Annotated in this window: 16 protein-coding genes; 6 read left to right on the forward strand and 10 right to left on the reverse strand. The window is 62.3% G+C overall.

The features are described 5' to 3' along the window. Position 1: 1 nt before the first annotated feature. Positions 2–778, reverse strand: coding sequence for a GntR family transcriptional regulator (locus FAA86_RS07135; protein ID WP_246035016.1), 777 nt, complete (start codon positions 776–778; stop codon positions 2–4). A gap of 71 nt (positions 779–849) precedes the next feature. Here FAA86_RS07135 and FAA86_RS07140 point away from each other — a divergent pair, with 71 nt between their 5' ends. After that, on the forward strand, positions 850–1,536 hold the full coding sequence (locus FAA86_RS07140; RefSeq protein WP_136539342.1) for a type 1 glutamine amidotransferase: 687 nt from the start codon (positions 850–852) through the stop codon (positions 1,534–1,536). A gap of 6 nt (positions 1,537–1,542) precedes the next feature. Here the strand turns inward: FAA86_RS07140 and FAA86_RS07145 are convergent, their stop codons facing one another. Continuing rightward, positions 1,543–2,454 carry a LysR family transcriptional regulator gene (locus tag FAA86_RS07145; protein WP_136539343.1) on the reverse strand — a complete coding sequence of 304 codons (912 nt, stop codon included), beginning with the start codon at positions 2,452–2,454 and terminating at the stop codon, positions 1,543–1,545. Between the two features lie 123 nt (positions 2,455–2,577). Between FAA86_RS07145 and FAA86_RS07150 the strand changes: the two genes are divergently transcribed. Together FAA86_RS07150 and FAA86_RS07155 are read left to right on the forward strand one after the other, a co-directional pair. Then, entirely contained in the window at positions 2,578–3,510 is a 933-nt protein-coding gene (locus FAA86_RS07150; protein WP_136539344.1) for a ring-cleaving dioxygenase, read from the forward strand. 59 nt (positions 3,511–3,569) lie between these two features. After that, the gene (locus FAA86_RS07155; protein WP_136539345.1) at positions 3,570–4,178 is read left to right on the forward strand and encodes an alpha/beta hydrolase; all 609 of its coding nucleotides are present in this window, start codon (positions 3,570–3,572) and stop codon (positions 4,176–4,178) included. 63 nt (positions 4,179–4,241) lie between these two features. On the opposite strand, the gene FAA86_RS07160 is transcribed toward FAA86_RS07155, so the two are convergent. The 7 genes from FAA86_RS07160 to FAA86_RS07190 form a co-directional block, all read right to left on the reverse strand. Continuing rightward, the gene (locus FAA86_RS07160) at positions 4,242–5,258 is read right to left on the reverse strand and encodes a zinc-binding alcohol dehydrogenase family protein (protein ID WP_136539346.1); all 1,017 of its coding nucleotides are present in this window, start codon (positions 5,256–5,258) and stop codon (positions 4,242–4,244) included. A gap of 81 nt (positions 5,259–5,339) precedes the next feature. Then, positions 5,340–6,311, reverse strand: a complete 972-nt coding sequence (locus FAA86_RS07165; protein ID WP_136539347.1) for an ABC transporter permease — start codon at positions 6,309–6,311, stop codon at positions 5,340–5,342. A 53-nt stretch (positions 6,312–6,364) separates the two neighbouring features. Continuing rightward, positions 6,365–7,918, reverse strand: coding sequence for a sugar ABC transporter ATP-binding protein (locus FAA86_RS07170; RefSeq protein ID WP_136539348.1), 1,554 nt, complete (start codon positions 7,916–7,918; stop codon positions 6,365–6,367). A 100-nt stretch (positions 7,919–8,018) separates the two neighbouring features. Further along, the gene (locus tag FAA86_RS07175; RefSeq protein WP_136539349.1) at positions 8,019–9,005 is read right to left on the reverse strand and encodes an ABC transporter substrate-binding protein; all 987 of its coding nucleotides are present in this window, start codon (positions 9,003–9,005) and stop codon (positions 8,019–8,021) included. Positions 9,006–9,196: 191 nt separating this feature from the next. Beyond that, positions 9,197–9,643 (reverse strand): RbsD/FucU family protein, encoded by a 447-nt coding sequence (locus tag FAA86_RS07180; protein WP_113459001.1) that lies wholly within the window; start codon positions 9,641–9,643, stop codon positions 9,197–9,199. Between the two features lie 9 nt (positions 9,644–9,652). Continuing rightward, positions 9,653–10,672, reverse strand: a complete 1,020-nt coding sequence (locus FAA86_RS07185) for an aldo/keto reductase (RefSeq protein ID WP_136539350.1) — start codon at positions 10,670–10,672, stop codon at positions 9,653–9,655. A 28-nt stretch (positions 10,673–10,700) separates the two neighbouring features. Next, the gene (locus FAA86_RS07190) at positions 10,701–12,206 is read right to left on the reverse strand and encodes a UxaA family hydrolase (RefSeq protein ID WP_136539352.1); all 1,506 of its coding nucleotides are present in this window, start codon (positions 12,204–12,206) and stop codon (positions 10,701–10,703) included. Between the two features lie 249 nt (positions 12,207–12,455). On the opposite strand from FAA86_RS07190, the gene FAA86_RS07195 reads away from it, so the two are divergent. Beyond that, the gene (locus tag FAA86_RS07195; RefSeq protein WP_136539354.1) at positions 12,456–13,343 is read left to right on the forward strand and encodes a GntR family transcriptional regulator; all 888 of its coding nucleotides are present in this window, start codon (positions 12,456–12,458) and stop codon (positions 13,341–13,343) included. A gap of 2 nt (positions 13,344–13,345) precedes the next feature. After that, positions 13,346–14,434, forward strand: coding sequence for a mannitol dehydrogenase family protein (locus tag FAA86_RS07200; RefSeq protein WP_136539356.1), 1,089 nt, complete (start codon positions 13,346–13,348; stop codon positions 14,432–14,434). 9 nt (positions 14,435–14,443) lie between these two features. Here FAA86_RS07200 and FAA86_RS07205 read toward each other — a convergent pair whose 3' ends face one another. Beyond that, positions 14,444–15,367, reverse strand: coding sequence for a helix-turn-helix domain-containing protein (locus FAA86_RS07205; RefSeq protein WP_136539358.1), 924 nt, complete (start codon positions 15,365–15,367; stop codon positions 14,444–14,446). Between the two features lie 150 nt (positions 15,368–15,517). On the opposite strand from FAA86_RS07205, the gene FAA86_RS07210 reads away from it, so the two are divergent. Further along, complete coding sequence (locus FAA86_RS07210; protein ID WP_136539360.1) at positions 15,518–16,750, forward strand: ABC transporter substrate-binding protein; 1,233 nt, start codon at positions 15,518–15,520, stop codon at positions 16,748–16,750. The last annotated feature ends 73 nt before the right edge of the window (positions 16,751–16,823 follow it).

Raw genomic sequence — 16,823 nt, forward strand, 5'->3', positions numbered from 1 at the left:
ATCAGGTTGTGGCCCGTTTCGGGGGTGAGGCTTCCTCGCGCAGGAAATGCCGGCCGAGATGGCCGACGCCGTCCTGAATGTCGGCTTCGATGGCTCTGGCAAGTGCTGCGGTGTCGCTGTTGCGGATCGCCTCCATCGCCTCGGCGTGGCGGTCTATGCGGTAGCTGTCCTCAAGCTTGGCGGTGGCAAGGCGCATGAAGGGACCGAGGCGCAGCCAGACGGATTCCATCAGATCGAGCAGCACGCCGCTCGCCCCCGGTTCGTAGAGGGTGCGATGGAAGAGGAAATTGAGCTCCGTCGAGCGCAACAGATCGTTTGCGGCATAGGCCTCGTCTATCTCGGTGTCGATCGCCTGGAGCCGCGCGAGGCGTTTGGCGTCGATGTGCGGCAGGGCGCGGATCGCTGCGAGCGTTTCAAGCGCCGTGCGCGCGGCGATGATCTCCTCGAATTTCGAGAGCGTCATTTCCGGTACGCGGACGCGGCGATTGTCGAGATATTCGAGCGCTCCATCGGCCACCAGCCGATGCAGGGCCTCGCGAACCGGCATGGCGCTCACGCCCAGATCGTCGGCGACCCCATTGATGGTGATGGGCAGACCGGGGGCGACGGCGCCTGACATGACACGGGCGCGCAACGTCCGATAGACACGCTGCTTCAGCGATTCTTCAGCCCTGCGTTCCTCGATCGCCATGGTTCGACCGGATTCCTTGTCCTGACGGATGCCGCCCAAGCGCTGAATCTCGCGCTTCGGGCGTTCACCCTCTTGAAATTTGATCAAACTAACATTTGGTATAGTCAGACGGAGTGCAAGGGCCCAATCCGCCTTTTGCTGTTTAGCAGGAAGCTCACATGACCACCAAGACCATCGGCATTCTCGTCACGGGTCACTCGCCCGCCGAACTCACGGATGAGTACGGCAATTATGCCGACATGTTTGCCGCGCTGCTCGGCAAATTCGACTTCACGTTCAAGCGCTTCTTCGTGGTGGATGGCGAGTTCCCGGAAAGCCCGAACGAGGCCGATGGCTGGCTGCTGACGGGCTCGAAGTTCGGGGTCTACGAGGACCATGAATGGATCCGCAAGCTCGAGGATTTCATCCGCCAGGTGCATGCAGCCAAGGTGCCGATGGTCGGCATCTGCTTCGGGCATCAGGTGATGGCCAAGGCGCTCGGCGGTCATGTCGAGAAGTTCAAGGGCGGCTGGTCTGCCGGTCCCGTCACCTACAAGCGCTCCGATACGGGCGAAGAACAGGTGCTGCTTGCCTGGCATCAGGATCAGGTGATCAAGGTGCCCGAGGGAGCTGAAGTCGTGGGCAAGACCGATGCCTGCGAGAATGCCGTCATCCGCTATGGTGACTGGGGGCTTTCCTACCAGCCGCATCCGGAGTTTTCGCCGCGTTTCTTCGAAGGGCTGGCCGAAGCGCGCAAGGCTGCCATTCCGGAACCGCTTTTCGAGCAGGTGAAGAAGGTCGAGGTGCCAATCGCGACCGACAAGATCGCTCAGGAGATCGGCGAGTTTTTCACGCGCGACCGCTGAAGCCGGTCAGGACGTGGGGCCTGCGTCCCAGCTTTCCTTGATGAAGGCCTCAAAGAAATCCGAAAAGGTTGCCACCCTCAGCGGCAGCTGTTCGTAGGGCGGGTAGTAGAGCGTCAGCCAGATTTCCGGCGTTGACCATCCCGGCAGGACTTCGACCAGCGCCCCTTTCTGCAGCTCCTCCTGCACGATGAAGCGGGGAAGCAGCGCAATGCCCTCCCCCTCGACGGCCAGTTTGCAGAGGAAATCCCCGTTGTTGATGGCGAAGCGTCCCCGCGCTTCCACGGTCCTCGTCTGCCCCGATCGTGTCAGTTCCCATGTCTCGGTCTTCGACTGGTCATGATAGCTCAGGCATTCCAGCGTCGTCAGATCCTCCGGCACCTTCGGCGTGCCTTGGCGCGTCAGGAAGGACGGCGCGGCGACGAGAAGGCGGGGCACGGGGCGGATCTTGCGCCAGATGGTCGACTTGTCGGTCGGAGGTCCGGAAATGCGGATCGCGAGGTCATAGTTTTCCTGGACGATATCGACGAAGCGATCGGAGAGTTCGATCGCCACGCTGGTGCGCGGGTGGATGATTGCAAATTGCGACAGGACGGTCGGCAGGACTTTCATGCCGAGCGACATCGGCGCCGAGACACGCAGCGAGCCGGCGGTGACCTTCTGCAGATCGCGGGTTTCTTCCGTCGCGCGGGCGAGGCCTTCCGCCAATGGCGCGACGCGGGCTGCATAGGCCGCACCCGCTGAGGTGAGCGACACCTTGCGAGTGGTGCGCAACAGCAGCTGGACGCCGAGCTGTTCCTCCAGGCCCGAGACCGTACGGGTCACCGACGCCGGGGTCATGCCGAGCAAGCGGGCGGCGGCGCTGAAGCTGCTTTGATCTGCAACTGTCAGGAAGGTTCTGATCGCTTCGAGTTCGCCCATCAGATTATTGCCTCCAGTGAAATAATATCCGCAACATTACAACGGTTCACAACGGAAAAGCCATGGCCCATATTCCGTTCAACAGAACAAGACCGGCGCGAGTGCCGGGAAAGGATCAGAGCCATGCTTACCGAGATCAAAGGCCTGCATCACGTTACCTCGATGGCCGCGGATGCCCAGGAAAACAATGACTTCTTCACGAAGACGCTCGGCCTGCGCCGCGTCAAGAAGACCGTCAATTTCGACGCTCCCGATGTCTACCACCTCTACTACGGCGACGAAGTCGGCAATGCCGGATCGGTCATGACCTATTTCCCCTTTGCCAATATGGGCAAGGGTGGCCGCGGCGCCGGCGAGGTTTCGGAAACCGTGTTCTCCGTGCCGAAGGGCACGCTCGGTTTCTGGCAGGAGCGCCTGTCGAAGGAAGGTGTGAAGGAGCTCGGCTCCTATTCGCTCTTCGGTGAAGACCGCCTGCGTTTTGCGGGTCCCGATGGTGACGGCTTTGCCCTTGCCGAAGTCGACGGCGACAGCCGCGTGCCGTTTGCCGGTGGTCCGGTCGGTGTTTCCGAAGGCATTCATGGCTTCCGGGGCGTGACCATGCGGCTGCGCGACGAAGGGGCCACGGGTGAACTCCTGAAGTTCATGGGCTACCAGCCGGTCGACAAGCAGGGCGAGTTCGTGCGCTACGCAGTCCCCGGCGGCAATGGCGCGGACTATATCGATCTGGAAGTCTTGCCCGGCGCATCGCGCGCCATGCAGGGTGCAGGGTCGGTCCACCACGTGGCCTTTGCCGTTGAAGACCGGGCGGCCCAGCTCGACGTGCGCAAGGCGCTGCTCGATACGGGTTACCAGGTGACGCCGGTCATCGACCGTGACTACTTCTGGGCGATCTATTTCCGCACGCCAGGCGGCGTGCTGTTTGAGATCGCGACGAACGAGCCGGGCTTTAACCGCGACGAAGACACCGCACATCTCGGCGAGGCGCTGAAGCTGCCGACTCGCTACCAGCAGTATCGCTCGCAGATCGAAGCCCATCTGCCGCCGATCAAGGACTAATCCCGTACCAGTGGTCCGGCGCCCTCTCAATGGGCGTCGGCTGCTTTGGAGATCCCAACATGTCCACTGACAGCTACATTCATTTCCATCAGGCCCCGCAGGCCGATGCCCCGCTCGTCTTCACGTTCCATGGGACGGGTGGAGACGAACATCAGTTTCCGGGGCTCATCAACCGAATCCTGCCCGAGGCGGGGATTGTCTCGCCGCGCGGCGACGTGTCGGAATACGGTGCCGCTCGCTTTTTCAAGCGCACAGGCGAAGGCGTTTACGACATGGCCGACCTCGCCGAGAGGACGGCGAAGATGGCAGCATTCATTCATGCTCACAAGGCGCAGAACCCGGATCGCCCGATCTACGGGCTCGGTTATTCGAACGGCGCGAATATCCTGGCTTCGGTCCTATTCGGAGCCCCCGATCTCTTCGATCGTGTGGTGCTGATGCATCCGCTGATCCCCTTCGATCCGCCGGCGCAGGCGGGGCTTCAAACCCTCTCGGCCCTTGTCACGGCCGGCCAGCGCGACCCGATCTGCCCGCTGCCGCTCACCGAGCGTCTGATCGCCTACTTCGAGGCGCAGGGGGCATCGGTCGAGACCTTTCTGCATCAGGGCGGGCATGAAGTCTCGCAAGGCGAGGTCGATGCGATCGCAGCCTTCCTGCAGAAGGCCTGAGCTCAGGAACATCGAATTGAAAAGGCCCGAGGCAGAGCTTCGGGCCTTTTGCGTGTCTGGTTTTCAGCCGATCTGGATCAGGGCCTTGATCAGGCCGGATTTTTCGCGCGCCCAGCGCGGCAGATCCGTGGCAAGATCTGCCAGCGTCGTGCGATGGGTGATCAGCTGGTCGATCGGCACCAGGCCGTCCGCAATCGACTTGCGCACGTGATCGAAATCGACGCGGGTCGCGTTGCGGCTGCCGATCAGCATCATCTCGCGCTTGTGGAATTCCGGATCGGAGAAGGTGATGTCCTCCTTCACGACGCTGACCAGGACGAGCGCACCGCCATGGGCGACGAAGCGGAAGGCGCGTTCCATCGAGGCGCGGTAGCCTGTGGCGTCGAAGACGACATCGAAGCCATCGCCCCCGGTCAGGTCCGCGACCGCAGCCTCGAGGCCCTCATCGGCGAGAAGACCCGATGTGAAGCCGAGGCGGTTCGCTGCCATCGACAGGCGCTCGCGGCTGGTGTCGAGCAAGGTGACCTCGTGGCCGGCGATGCGGGCGAAGATCGCCGTGCCGAGGCCGATGGGGCCGGCCCCAATGACCAGTGCCCTGCATCCGGCGGGAGCCAGGGAACGACGCACGGCATGGGCGCCGATGGCCAGAAATTCGACGGTGGCTGCGGCTTCCGGGGACAGGTCGTCAGCGGGATAAAGGTTGATGGCAGGAACGGTGATTTCCTCGCACATGGCGCCATCGGTATGCACACCGAGCACGCGGATGTTGGTGCAGCAATTGGGCTTGTCCTTGCGGCAGGCAATGCAGGTGCCGCAGGCGATGTAGGGATTGACGATCACCTTCGTGCCAACGGCGAGATCGACACCTTCGCCGGCTTCGCGGACCGTCGCCGAGATCTCGTGGCCCATGACGCGGGGATATTCGAGGAAGGGGTGTTTGCCTTCGAAGATATGGTAGTCCGTCCCGCAGATCCCGACATGGCTGATGGCGATCCGGGCCTCACCCTGTTTCGGGTGGGGGGCGGGATCGCGATCGACGACGTCCAATCGGCCCGGTTCGACACACAATGCGGCCTTCATGCTGGTTCCTTTCGGTGACCCGGCAAGGTTTGACGAAAAAAAAGGGGATGCCATTCGCGACATCCCCCACCTTGGGAAAAATCAGCGGCTGCCGCGGCGGCGCAGCTGGTCGAAATAAACGATCAGGATGATCAGAGCACCGGTGATAATGCGCTGCCAGAAGGAGTTGACGTTCATCAGATTGGCGCCGTTGTTGATCGTTGCCAGGATGAAGGCGCCGAGCAGCGGGCCCTGGACCGAACCGACCGCGCCGAACAGGCTGGTACCGCCGATGACCGAGGAGGCGATCGCCTGCAGTTCCCAGCCTTCAGCCTGGGTGGCGTTGCCGATCCCGATGCGCGAGGCAAGCAGGATCCCGACGAAGGCAGCACAGGTCGAGGACAGGATATAGGCGGTGTAGATCGTGCGGGTGACGTTGACGCCGGAGAGGCGGGCGGCTTCGCTGTTGGAGCCGACTGCAAAGAGGTAGCGTCCCCAGCGGCTGAGGTGCAGGAAGACATAGGCTGGGATCGCCACCACGATGACCATCCAGAAGAGGCTCGGGACCCCGAGAAAGTCGGCGCGGGCGAAGTTGGTGAAGGCCTCGTTGGAGATCGAGATCGTCGAGCCATTGGTGATCAAGAGGCCGATGCCGCGCAGCGAGGTGAGCGTTGCGAGCGTGATGATGAAGGGCGGCAGGCCCATGCGGACGATGCCGAAGGCGTGGAACATGCCAATCGCGACGCCCATCAGCAGCGTCAGGATGATGGCGATCCAGACCGGAACGCCGGCTGCAAGCAACCAGGCGATGATGACGCTGGCAAAGCCGACCACGGCGCCCACGGAGAGGTCGATGCCCGCGGTGATGATGACAAAGGTCTGCCCGACGGCGAGGATTGCCGTCATCGCGCCCTGGCGCAGTAGGTTGCTGATGTTGTTGGGCGTCCAGAAGCTGTTGGTGGCAAAGCCGAGTAGTAGCCAGAGGAAGAGCAGGAGGCCGAGCAGCGTGAGGCTGAAGAGGATGCTCATGCCCCTCTTCGGCGCGACCTTGGTCTCGGTGTTATCGGTGCTCATTGGTGTCCTCCCAGTCGTCTTTTCATGTCGCTTGTTCTTCAGGGCATCTCGTCTCAGACGCCGATCGCCTCGGTCAGCACATCCTCGTGCGAGGCGGTCCGGTAATCGTGGCTTGCTACCAGCCTGCCCTGGCGGAAGACATGCAGCCGGTCCGCCAGTTCATAAACCTCGGGCAGGTAAGACGAGATCAGGATGATGCCCGCTCCCTGCTTCAGCAGCTCGGCGAAGAGCCGGTAGATCTCGGCCTTCGTGCCGACATCGACGCCGACGGTCGGCTCGTCGAAGATGAAGAGCCGAGCGCCATGGCTCAGCCATTTGCCGATGACGATCTTCTGCTGGTTGCCGCCAGACATGGCAGAGGCCAGAACCCCGCGTGTCGGTGTCTTGATCTTAAGGTCGTCGATCTGCTTGTCGGCATTGTTGGCTTCAAGCTTCGGGCTGATGGTCACCCCTCGGCTCAAGCGGCCAAAGACCGGCAGGTTGATGTTGAGGCCGATCGGCAGGTTGAGGCACAGCCCCTGGTCGCGGCGGCTTTCGGGGGCGAGCGCAATGCCGAGGTCCATGGCCTTGCGCTCGGTATCGATGACGACCTTCTTGCCGTCCCAATAGACCTCGCCGGCCGTCGGCTTGTGCCGACCATAGAGGCCCAGCGCAAATTCACTGCGGCCGGCGCCGATCAGGCCGTAGAGACCGACGATCTCGCCGGAGCGGACGGTCAGCGAAACATCCGAGAAGCCGGGCCCAGACAGGCCTTTCGTCTCGAGTATGGTCGCGCCGATCGGCAGCTTTTCCTTGTGGTAGGTCTGCTCGATCGAACGGTTGATCATCAGCGAGATCAGCTCTGCATCGTTCGTCTCGCTGATCAGGCGGGTGCCGACATGGGTGCCGTCGCGCAGGACCGAGACGCGGTCCGCCAGTTCGAAGACCTCTTCCATGCGGTGGCTGATATAGACGATGGTCACGCCTTCCGACTGCAGACGGCGGATCAGGCGGAAGAGCTGGGCGGATTCCTGACGTGTCAGGTAAGCCGTCGGTTCATCGAAGATCAGGAAGCGAATGCCGCGCATCGCGGCGCGGGCGGTGGCCACCAGCTGCTGCTGGCCGATCGTGAGGTTGTCGAGGATTTCGCCGGCTGGCAGGTTGAAGCCGAGGTCGTCGAGGACGTTTTGCGCGGCTTGCGTCATGGCGCGCTGGCGCATGATGCCGCCCGAGGACATCTCGTCGCCGAGGAACATGTTGGCAGCGACGGAGAGATGCGCGCACAACACGACTTCCTGGTGAACGGCGTTGATGCCGCGATTGATCGCTTCGTTCGGGGTGGCAAGCGCAACCGGCTTGCCGCACCAGCGGATCTCGCCCGCGGTGCGCGGAATAACGCCGGTCAGAAGCTTGATGAGGGTGGATTTGCCGGCGCCGTTTTCGCCGACAATGGCGTGAATTTCTCCGGCGAGGAAGGTGACGGTCGCGGGCTTCAGGGCCTCGACGGCGCCATACTTCTTCTGCAGGCCGACGAGTTCGAGGATCGGCGTTCCCGGCGGAATGCGGTCGGTTTCCATCAGCTCGGGCTGATTGTCGTGCCGGTGGCTCACATCGTGCAGCGAAGTCATGTCATTCCTCCCGTCAGTCTATGAAAGCGGCCGACGCCTCCCGCGCCTGCCGTTTCCGGTCCGGCACGCGCGACGGATGCCGCGCGTGCCGAAGTCTCGATCAGTTGACCTTCGGGTTCAGAAGGGCGTCGATCTTCGGGTCCGCCATGTTGGCCTGGGTCACCAGGTTTGCGCCGGTGTCGACGAAGGTCTCGACCTTCTCGCCCTTGGACACGGCGAGCGCGGTCTTCACGCCGTCGTAGCCCATGCGATACGGATCCTGGACGACGAGGCCGGCGAGAACGCCTTCCTTGAGGAAGCCGACGGTCTTTTCATCCGAGTCGAAGCCGATGACCTTGATCTTGTCGCCGAGCTTGTTTTCGGCGATCGCCTGGCCGACGCCCTGCGCCATGATCAGGTTCGATGCAAAGACGCCAACGATATTCGGGTTGGCGGTGATCAGGTCGGTCATCATGTTCAGACCGGTGGTTGCCTGGCCGTCGGCGAAGCGGTCGACGGTTACCTGGATGCCCGGATACTTGGTCTTGATCTGGTCGAGGAAGCCTTCGCGGCGCTGGTCGAGCGAGCCGACGCCCGGCAGGCTGGTGATGATGGCGACTTCGCCCTCTTCCTTGCCGGTCGCCGCCTTGATCGCTGCAACGAGACCATCAGCGGCGATGCGGCCGCCCTGGACGTTGTCGGTGGTCAGAAACGATGTGAAAGCCTGGGAGTCTGCGCCCGAGTCGATGCCGATGATCGGAACGGACTTCGCGGCTTCGTCGATTGGCTTGCCGAGCGCCTTGAATTCGGTCGGCGAGATGACGACGGCGGCCGGGCCGCCGGCGACGGCGTTTTCAAGGATGCTGATCTGGCCGTTGATGTCGGATTCGGACTGAGCGCCCAGCTCCGGCACGTTCACGCCGAGGTCCTTGCCGGCCTGGCGGGCGCCGGCGAGCACGATCTGCCAGTAGAAGGACGTGGTGTCCTTGACGATGATCGGGATGGTCACATCCTGGGCATAGGACATGGCCGGCATCATCGATGTCATCATTGCGGCGCCAGCGATCCCCATCAGGGCGCGGCGAGTCATGCTCTTCAGAATGGTCATTGTGGGTTCTCCTCTCAACGCGTCCTGTTCCTCCGGTTAGATCGGCCCGCAGAACGCAACCAGGACGATCTTTATCGATAAAAAACATTTTATCGAGGCACGCTACTCCAGCATTCTGGAGATTGCAAGCAGGCAAAAGCGGTCTCCTCCGAACCTCTTTCGCCCTTGTTCTCAGGGCATTCCGGGCCTTTTCAGACCCGGTGGATTTCCTCGGGATAGACGACGCCCTTCTTCAGGATAACGTTGCCGTAAATCCGCAATTCCGTGGTTGCGACGATATAGGCCGCGGTCTGCGCCCGTTCGTAGAAGGCGAAGCGCTCGAGGCTTTCGAGCTGGAAATCGCCCGCAAGCCTCGTGATCATCGCTTGAAACTCGGCACAGATCTCCGGGACGGCATGCGGATCGCCGACGACCTGCATGCGCCAGGCGGCATCCTCGACGAACTGGTCCAGCGGCATGTGGGCGAGGATTGCTTCGAGGATCTCGACGGCGCCGACGCCGTCGGCCCGGATAACCGGCGGGCCCATGGTCGAGGCCGGGAAATTGCCGTCGGCAATCACGATCTCGTCGCCGTGGCCCATGGTGGCGATGGCATGCAGGAGGTCGGGACCGAGCAGGGGGTGAATGCCTTTCAGCATGGTCTGCTCCTATTCCCGGACCGCGTCATCGCCGAGCGGCGGTGCGACCAGCGTATGCGCCTCGAAGGGTGCAAAGGCGGAGGCCGGCAGTTCTTCCGTGGTCAGCGCCATATTGCGGTTGAGGCTCTCGGGCCTCGCGGTGCCGATGATGACGGAGGCGACGACCGGATGATGCAACGGGAACTGCATGGCGAACTGGGCGAGCGGCTTGCCGGCCTGCTTTGCCAGGTCTTCCATGGCGCGTACCTTGGCGAGCACCTCGTCGGTTGCCGGCGTGTAGTCGAAATGGGCGCCGGGCACGGCGCCCGTCGCGAGGATGCCGGAGTTGAACACGCCGCCGGCAGTGATGGAGGTGCCGCGCTTCTCGCAGAGCGGCAGCAGTTCCTCGACAGCGGAGCGATCGAGCAGCGAATAGCGGCCGGCCATGAGGATGACGTCGATATCGATGTCGGCCATCATCTCCAGGCAGGCCGGGACTTCGTTGACGCCGAGACCGAAGGCCTTGATGGCGCCCGAGGATTTCAGCTGGTCGAGGGCCTTGTACCCGCCGTCGCGGAGCTGCTTGACGTAGTGGTCGTTGACGGCGCGGCCATGGGTATAGACGCCGATGTCATGGACATAGAGGATGTCGATGCGGTTCAGGCCGAGGCGCGCATAGCTGAAGTCGACCGAGCGCATGATGCCGTCATAGCTGTAGTCGTAGACCAGCTTGAAGGGCAGCGGATCGACGAAGCCGACATTCGGGATCTGGTCCTTCGGCACGGGTGCCAGCAGGCGGCCGACCTTGGTGGAGAGCACATAGCTGTCCTCCGGCTTGTCGCGCAGGAAGTCGCCGACATAGCGCTCGGCCTGGCCAAAACCGTAATGGGGAGCGGTGTCGAAATAACGGATGCCGTGATCCCAGGCCGCCTGCAGCGTGGCGATCCCGACATCGCGGGGGCAGGGCCGGTATAGGCCGCCGAGTGGGGCCGTGCCGAAGGAGTATTCGGTCACTTCGAGGGCGGTCTTGCCGATGCGTCTAGTCTTCATGCTGATATCCGTTGTCCTGTTGTCGAGGTCAGAGCGTGGCACCGAGGTGCCACGGCACGAATTCGTTGTCGCCGTAGCCGAAGAGCTCGCTCTTGGTCTTCTTGCCCGAGGCGGTCTCGATGATCAGGTCGAAGATGTCGCGACCCAGTCCCGAGACGCTGGCGTCTCCCGTGGCAATCACGCCGCAGTCGATGTCCATGTCCTCTTCCATCGACTTGTAGAGCGCGGTGTTACTCGTCAGCTTGATGGAGGGCACAGGCCGAGAGCCGAAGCAGGAGCCGCGGCCAGTGGTGAAGGCAATGACATTCGCGCCGCCGGCCACCTGGCCGGTCGCGGAGACCGGGTCGTAGCCGGGCGTGTCCATGAAGACGAGGCCGTGTTCGGTGACGCGCTCGGCGTAATTGTAGACAGCGGTCAGCGGCGAGCGTCCGCCTTTGGCGACCGCGCCAAGCGACTTCTCGAGAATGGTGGTGAGGCCACCCTTCTTGTTGCCGGGCGAGGGATTGTTGTCGAGCGAGGCGCCGTGCTGGGCGACATAGGCCTCCCACCAGGAGATCAGGCCGTCGAGCTTGACGGCGACATCTTCGTTGACGGCGCGGCTGCGCAGGAGGTGTTCGGCGCCGTAGATTTCCGAGGTCTCGGAGAGGATCGCAGTGCCACCGGCACCGGCCAAGATATCGACGGCAACGCCGAGCGCCGGATTGGCGGTGATTCCGGACAGGCCGTCGGAACCGCCGCATTGCAGGCCGACGATGATCTCGCTGACGGAGATCGGTTCGCGGCGCATGGTGCCGACTTCGGCTGCGATCTCTTTCAGGATCGAAAGGGCGTTCTCGACGGCGCGGCGGGATCCGCCGGCGTCCTGGATGTTGAAGTGACGTTTCGAAGCACCGGCGCCGCTCTGGCCGTAAAGCGTCAGCTGGTTGACCTCGCAGCCGAGGCCGACCATCAGCACGCCGCCGAAATTCACATGTCTCGTGTAGCCGGCTATCGTTCTGTGCAGCGTGCGCATGCCGTCGCCGGTCGAGCTCATGCCGCAGCCCTGATCGTGGACGATCGGCACAAAGCCGTCGATGCCCTCGTAATGCGGCAGGATGGTGCAGTTGGCCGCATCCGCAATCGCCCGACAGACGGTGGTGGAACAGTTCACGCTGGCGATGATGCCGATGTAGTTGCGGGTGGCCGCGCGGCCATCGGCGCGTCTATAACCCATGAAGGTACGGCCCTTGTCGGCTGCCGTCGCGGCTTCGGGGGCTGTTAGTCCGCTGACCGAGAGGCGGTCTTCATCGAAGGCGAGGTTGTGGGAATGGACGTGGTCGCCGGCGGCAATGTCCGTTGTGGCGCGGCCGATCGCCTGGGCATATTTGACGACCGGTTCGCCCTTATGAATGGCGCGGACAGCGACCTTGTGGCCGGGATCGATCTTGGCCGAAGCTGCGGCGCCACCGGGCAGGACATGCCCCGCCTCGATCGCAACAGTGGTCACGGCAACATTATCGTCCTGCGACAGCAGGATGCAGGCTGGTTTCGACACCCGATGTTTCTCCCATGCGTCCGGCGAGACCGGATCCTGTGTTTTGTCTTTTATCGGCAATAGACAGTTGCTCGTCAATGGGTATGATATCGATAAAGAACAATTTACGCGACGAGGGCGCGGGAGGAGAAGCTCAACGTCAAAGGAAGCAGGGAGACCGCAATCGGTGGTTTTCATTGCGCGCGGCTGCGTCTTGCGCCAAGAGGCAGAAGACCGACGCGCTAGACCAAGAAACATTCAGGCAGGGCCATGGCCAAGCAGAACACCGTCTTCAAGGATGCCTACAACCGCACGCTGAAGCTGATCGAGGAAACGGACACGCTTCCCTCGGAGCCGGAGCTCGGCGGTTTGCTCAGCGTCAGCCGGACGACCGTGCGCGCGGTTTTAACGCGACTCGGCGATGTGGGGCTCGTTGCCTGGGACAAGCGCTCGAAAACCGTGCTGCGCCGGCCGCAGCAGGCCGATTATTTTCCGGACGAAGAAACGAACTCGCTCTCGGAGATCATCGAGCGCAGCTTCATGCGGCGGATCCTGGCCGGGGGGGCTCAGCCGGGCATGCAGATCAACGAGCTGGAGCTTGCCCGCGAGATCGGTATCGGCACGACCAGCGTCCGGGAATTCCTCATCCGTTTCAGCCGCTTCGGCCTGATCGAGAAGCGGCCCAACAGCCACTGGGTGCTCAAGGGGTTCACCCGTGAGTTTGCGCTGGAACTCACCGAAGTGCGTGAGATGTTCGAACTGCGGTCGGCAGCAGCCTTCGTGTATCTGGCAGAAGATCATCCGGCCTGGGCGGAGCTCAAGGCGGTGGAAGCCCAGCATCACGCGCTGCTGGCCGATATCGACAACCGCTATACCGAGTTTTCGGAGCTCGACGAGCGCTTCCACCTGCTCGTCCAGAAGGCCTCGAGCAACCGCTTCATCATCGATTTCTACGACATCATCTCGATCGTCTTTCACTACCACTATCAGTGGAACAAGACGAACGCGCGGGCGCGCAACCAGCGGGCGCTGGAGGAGCATCTCGATTATATCCGGGCACTGTTCTCCCGGGATCCGGCCAAGATCGAGAAGGCCTGCCGTCAACATTTGAAGTCCGCACGAGAGACATTGCTGCAATCCATCCAGGAGATCGCCTGACCATGAGCACGCCCATCCTGCAATTCGGCACGAGCCGATTTCTCCAGGCACATGCGGACCTCTTCGTCAGCGAGGCCATGGAGGCAGGAAAGGCACTGGGACCCATCACTGTGGTGCAGACGTCGGGTGATCCGGCGCGCGCCGGGCGCATCGGAGCCCTGTCGGCGCCCGAAGGGTTTCCGGTGATCATACGGGGGCTGGAGGAGGGGCGGCCGGTCGAGCGGGAGCTGCGCGTTCGATCGGTAACGCGATCGCTCTCGACCTCCAGCGACTGGGCCGAGGTCAGGCGGGTCTTCGTCGAAGAGGCGAGAGTTGTGCTGAGCAATACCGGAGACAAGGGATATGCCTTGATCGAAGGGGACAGCGTCGACGGGGTCCCGCGCTCCTTTCCAATGAAACTGCTGGCACTTCTCCACGCGCGCTTCCGCGGCGGCGCGATGCCCTTGACGATATTGCCCTGCGAGCTCATCTCGCGGAATGGCGAGGTGCTGCGGGATCTGATCGTGGACCTTGCGAGCCGCCATGTTCCCGACGCGACCTTCGTGTCCTGGCTTTCGGAGCGGGTCATCTGGGGCAATACGCTCGTCGATCGCATCGTGTCGGAGCCGATCGAGCCGGCAGGCGCGGTGGCGGAGCCTTATGCGCTCTGGGCCATCGAGCGGCAGCCGGGGCTGACGATCCCCTGCGAGCATCCCGCAATCAAGGTGGTCGATGATCTCACGCCTTACGAGCGGCTGAAACTGCACATCCTCAATCTCGGTCATACGGTCCTGGCCGATCGCTGGCTGAAGGACGCACGACCCGAGGCGGAATGTGTGAAAGAGATCCTTGCCGATGCCGCGATCCGCACGGAGCTCGAGGCGATCTATGCACAAGAGGTCATTCCGGGATTTCGCCAACATGGTCTGGGCGACGAGGCGGAAGTCTATGTCGCGACCACGCTCGAGCGTTTCCGCAATCCCACCCTCGACCACCGGCTGCGCGACATTGCCGGCAATCACGCGGAAAAGATCGTCCGCCGGATCATCGGTTTCAAGGACTGGTGTCCCGGGGTCGCCATGCCGAAGCTCTCGGCGATTGCCGATCGCTGAAGCCGGCCATCAGGCCGGTGGCTGGCCTTTCGAGCGCATGCGCCGCCGGAAGGCGGTTGGCTTTTCGACGAAGCGTTCGCTGAAGGCCTCATAGAAGCGGGAGACCGAACCAAAGCCGCTTTCGAAGGCGACGTCGGTGATCGACAGATCGGTCGAAATCAGCAGCGATTGGGCCGTGTCGAGACGATGGCGCACGATCGCCTGGTTGATCGTATGGCCTACGGCGCGCTTGAAGATCGACATCGCATAGTTCGGATGCAGACCCACCGCATTGCCGACGTCATCCGCGGAGATGCTGTCCAGTGCGTGCTCGGCGATGAAGCGCAGCATGCGTTCGATGTGTTCCACGCGTTCGCTGTCATTGGCGCTGAAGCTCGCAATGGCCGAGCCTTCCTCGCGCAGATCCCGCCAGCCGTCGCGTTCGATCCTGAGAACCCGCGCCGTCAATTCGTTGCGCACGATCTCGGTCAGGTTCTCGTCGCCGGCCAGGAGTTCCTCACGCCAGCGCTGGAAGATGTCCCGATCCCAGGAGCGGATTTCGAGCGCTTCGATCATGGCGCCGCGAAAGACGGCATCGCGAAAGCGGCTCAAGTTTGCAAGGCCGAGGAAGACCGACATCGGCACGTAAAGGCAGACGAAACGTGTGCCCTCCTGCCGGTCGATCACCTGATGCGGGATCATGCCCCAGAAGAGGCAAAGGCGCCCTTCGTCGACCGTCAGTTCGCGGCCGTCGAACCAGTAGGTCATGTGGCCTGTCAGCACGAAGTTGAGTTCGATCTGGCTGTGCATGTGCGGGCCCGCCATGCGCTGGACCGTCAGATTTTCGCCGGCACAAAAGCGGTGATCGCCGAAGATGACCAGCGGGTGGCGTGGGTCGTGATCCGGGTGAACCGGGACCGATTCGTCCTCCAGCAGCGGCTTCACATGTTCCAAATCTTAGGATCCCGGAAAAGTTCGGTGAAAACTCGGTAGATTATTACGGGTTTGAATCGGATGATCAAGCAGAGCTGGGAATTCCGCTCCGGTGGGATCCGGGGCTTCAAGCTCCGCAATGCGATGCATAACGGTCATAGGGAGGAAAACATGACCTTTTTCAAAAGCCTGAGCAGCTTTGCTCTGGGTGCAACCCTTCTGTCGTCTACCGCGTTCGCCGGTGAAATCGTTCTCAATTCCGACCATTCCGATCCGGCGCCGAAAAAGGCGATGGAAGAATTGATCGCCGATTTCCAGAAGGCCAATCCTGATATCACGGTGAAGTGGAACAACTTCGACCACGAAGGCTACAAGTCCGCCATCCGCAACTTCCTGACCGCCGATGCGCCTGACGTCGCCGCCTGGTATGCCGGCAACCGCATGGAGCCCTTCGTCAAGGCGGGCCTGTTCGAAGACGTTTCCGATGTCTGGGAAGCCAATGGCCTGAACGACCAGCTGAAGTCGGCTTCCGCCTCTATGACCATCGATGGCAAGAAGTGGGGCGTGCCCTACACTTATTACCAGTGGGGCATCTACTACCGTAAGGACATCTTCGCCGAACAGGGCATCGAGCCGCCGAAGAACTGGGCCGAATTCCTGGCTGCCTGCGAGAAGCTGAAGTCTGCTGGCATCACGCCGATCACCATCGGCACCAAAGCCCTGTGGCCGACGGGCGGCTGGTTCGATTATCTCAATCTGCGCGTCAACGGTTACGAGTTCCACATGGAGCTGACCTCGGGCAAGGTTCCCTACACCGATCCGCGCGTGAAGGCCGTGTTCGAGAAGTGGGGCGAGCTGGTCAATGCCGGCTACTTCAATGAAAACCATGCCGCGATCGACTGGCAGGATGCCATTCCGCAGATGGTGCAGGGCAAGGCCGCCATGTATCTGATGGGCAACTTTGCCGTTGCCACCATGAAGGACGGTGGCCTGACCGAAGACCAGATCGGCTTCATGCAGTTCCCCGAAATCACGGCCGGTATCCCGATGGCCGAGGAAGCGCCGACCGACACCTTCCATATCCCGTCAGGCGCGAAGAACAAGGAAGATGCGAAGAAGTTCCTCGCCTATCTGGCTTCGCCGGAAGCGCAGACCAAGATGAACGCCACGCTCGGCCAGCTGCCGGTCAACAACCAGGCTGAAAAGCCGGCGGATCCGTTCCTCAATGCCGGTTTCGAGATGCTGTCGAACGCCTATGCGCTCGCGCAGTTCTACGATCGCGATGCCAATGCCGAAATGGCGAAGGCCGGCATGGAAGGCTTCCAGGAATTCATGGTCAAGCCTGACCGCCTGGATGCGATCCTCGAGCGCCTCGAAAAGGTTCGCGCCCGCGTTCACAAGTAAACACAAGAGCTCCCTGCGCCGGGTGCTGTGGGTCTCCTTGGCCCATGGCATCCGGTTGCCGTTTCCCTTGACC

It is taken from the genome of Rhizobium rosettiformans W3, assembly GCF_004912135.1.
GTDB lineage: Bacteria > Pseudomonadota > Alphaproteobacteria > Rhizobiales > Rhizobiaceae > Allorhizobium > Allorhizobium rosettiformans.

Coding starts and splice junctions, on each gene's coding strand:
- FAA86_RS07140 (WP_136539342.1), top strand. CDS start 850: ATGACCACCAAGACCATCGGCATTCTCGTCACGGGTCACTCGCCCGCC.
- FAA86_RS07145 (WP_136539343.1), bottom strand. CDS start 2,454: ATGGGCGAACTCGAAGCGATCAGAACCTTCCTGACAGTTGCAGATCAA.
- FAA86_RS07150 (WP_136539344.1), top strand. CDS start 2,578: ATGCTTACCGAGATCAAAGGCCTGCATCACGTTACCTCGATGGCCGCG.
- FAA86_RS07155 (WP_136539345.1), top strand. CDS start 3,570: ATGTCCACTGACAGCTACATTCATTTCCATCAGGCCCCGCAGGCCGAT.
- FAA86_RS07160 (WP_136539346.1), bottom strand. CDS start 5,258: ATGAAGGCCGCATTGTGTGTCGAACCGGGCCGATTGGACGTCGTCGAT.
- FAA86_RS07165 (WP_136539347.1), bottom strand. CDS start 6,311: ATGAGCACCGATAACACCGAGACCAAGGTCGCGCCGAAGAGGGGCATG.
- FAA86_RS07170 (WP_136539348.1), bottom strand. CDS start 7,918: ATGACTTCGCTGCACGATGTGAGCCACCGGCACGACAATCAGCCCGAG.
- FAA86_RS07175 (WP_136539349.1), bottom strand. CDS start 9,005: ATGACCATTCTGAAGAGCATGACTCGCCGCGCCCTGATGGGGATCGCT.
- FAA86_RS07180 (WP_113459001.1), bottom strand. CDS start 9,643: ATGCTGAAAGGCATTCACCCCCTGCTCGGTCCCGACCTCCTGCATGCC.
- FAA86_RS07185 (WP_136539350.1), bottom strand. CDS start 10,672: ATGAAGACTAGACGCATCGGCAAGACCGCCCTCGAAGTGACCGAATAC.
- FAA86_RS07195 (WP_136539354.1), top strand. CDS start 12,456: ATGGCCAAGCAGAACACCGTCTTCAAGGATGCCTACAACCGCACGCTG.
- FAA86_RS07200 (WP_136539356.1), top strand. CDS start 13,346: ATGAGCACGCCCATCCTGCAATTCGGCACGAGCCGATTTCTCCAGGCA.
- FAA86_RS07210 (WP_136539360.1), top strand. CDS start 15,518: ATGACCTTTTTCAAAAGCCTGAGCAGCTTTGCTCTGGGTGCAACCCTT.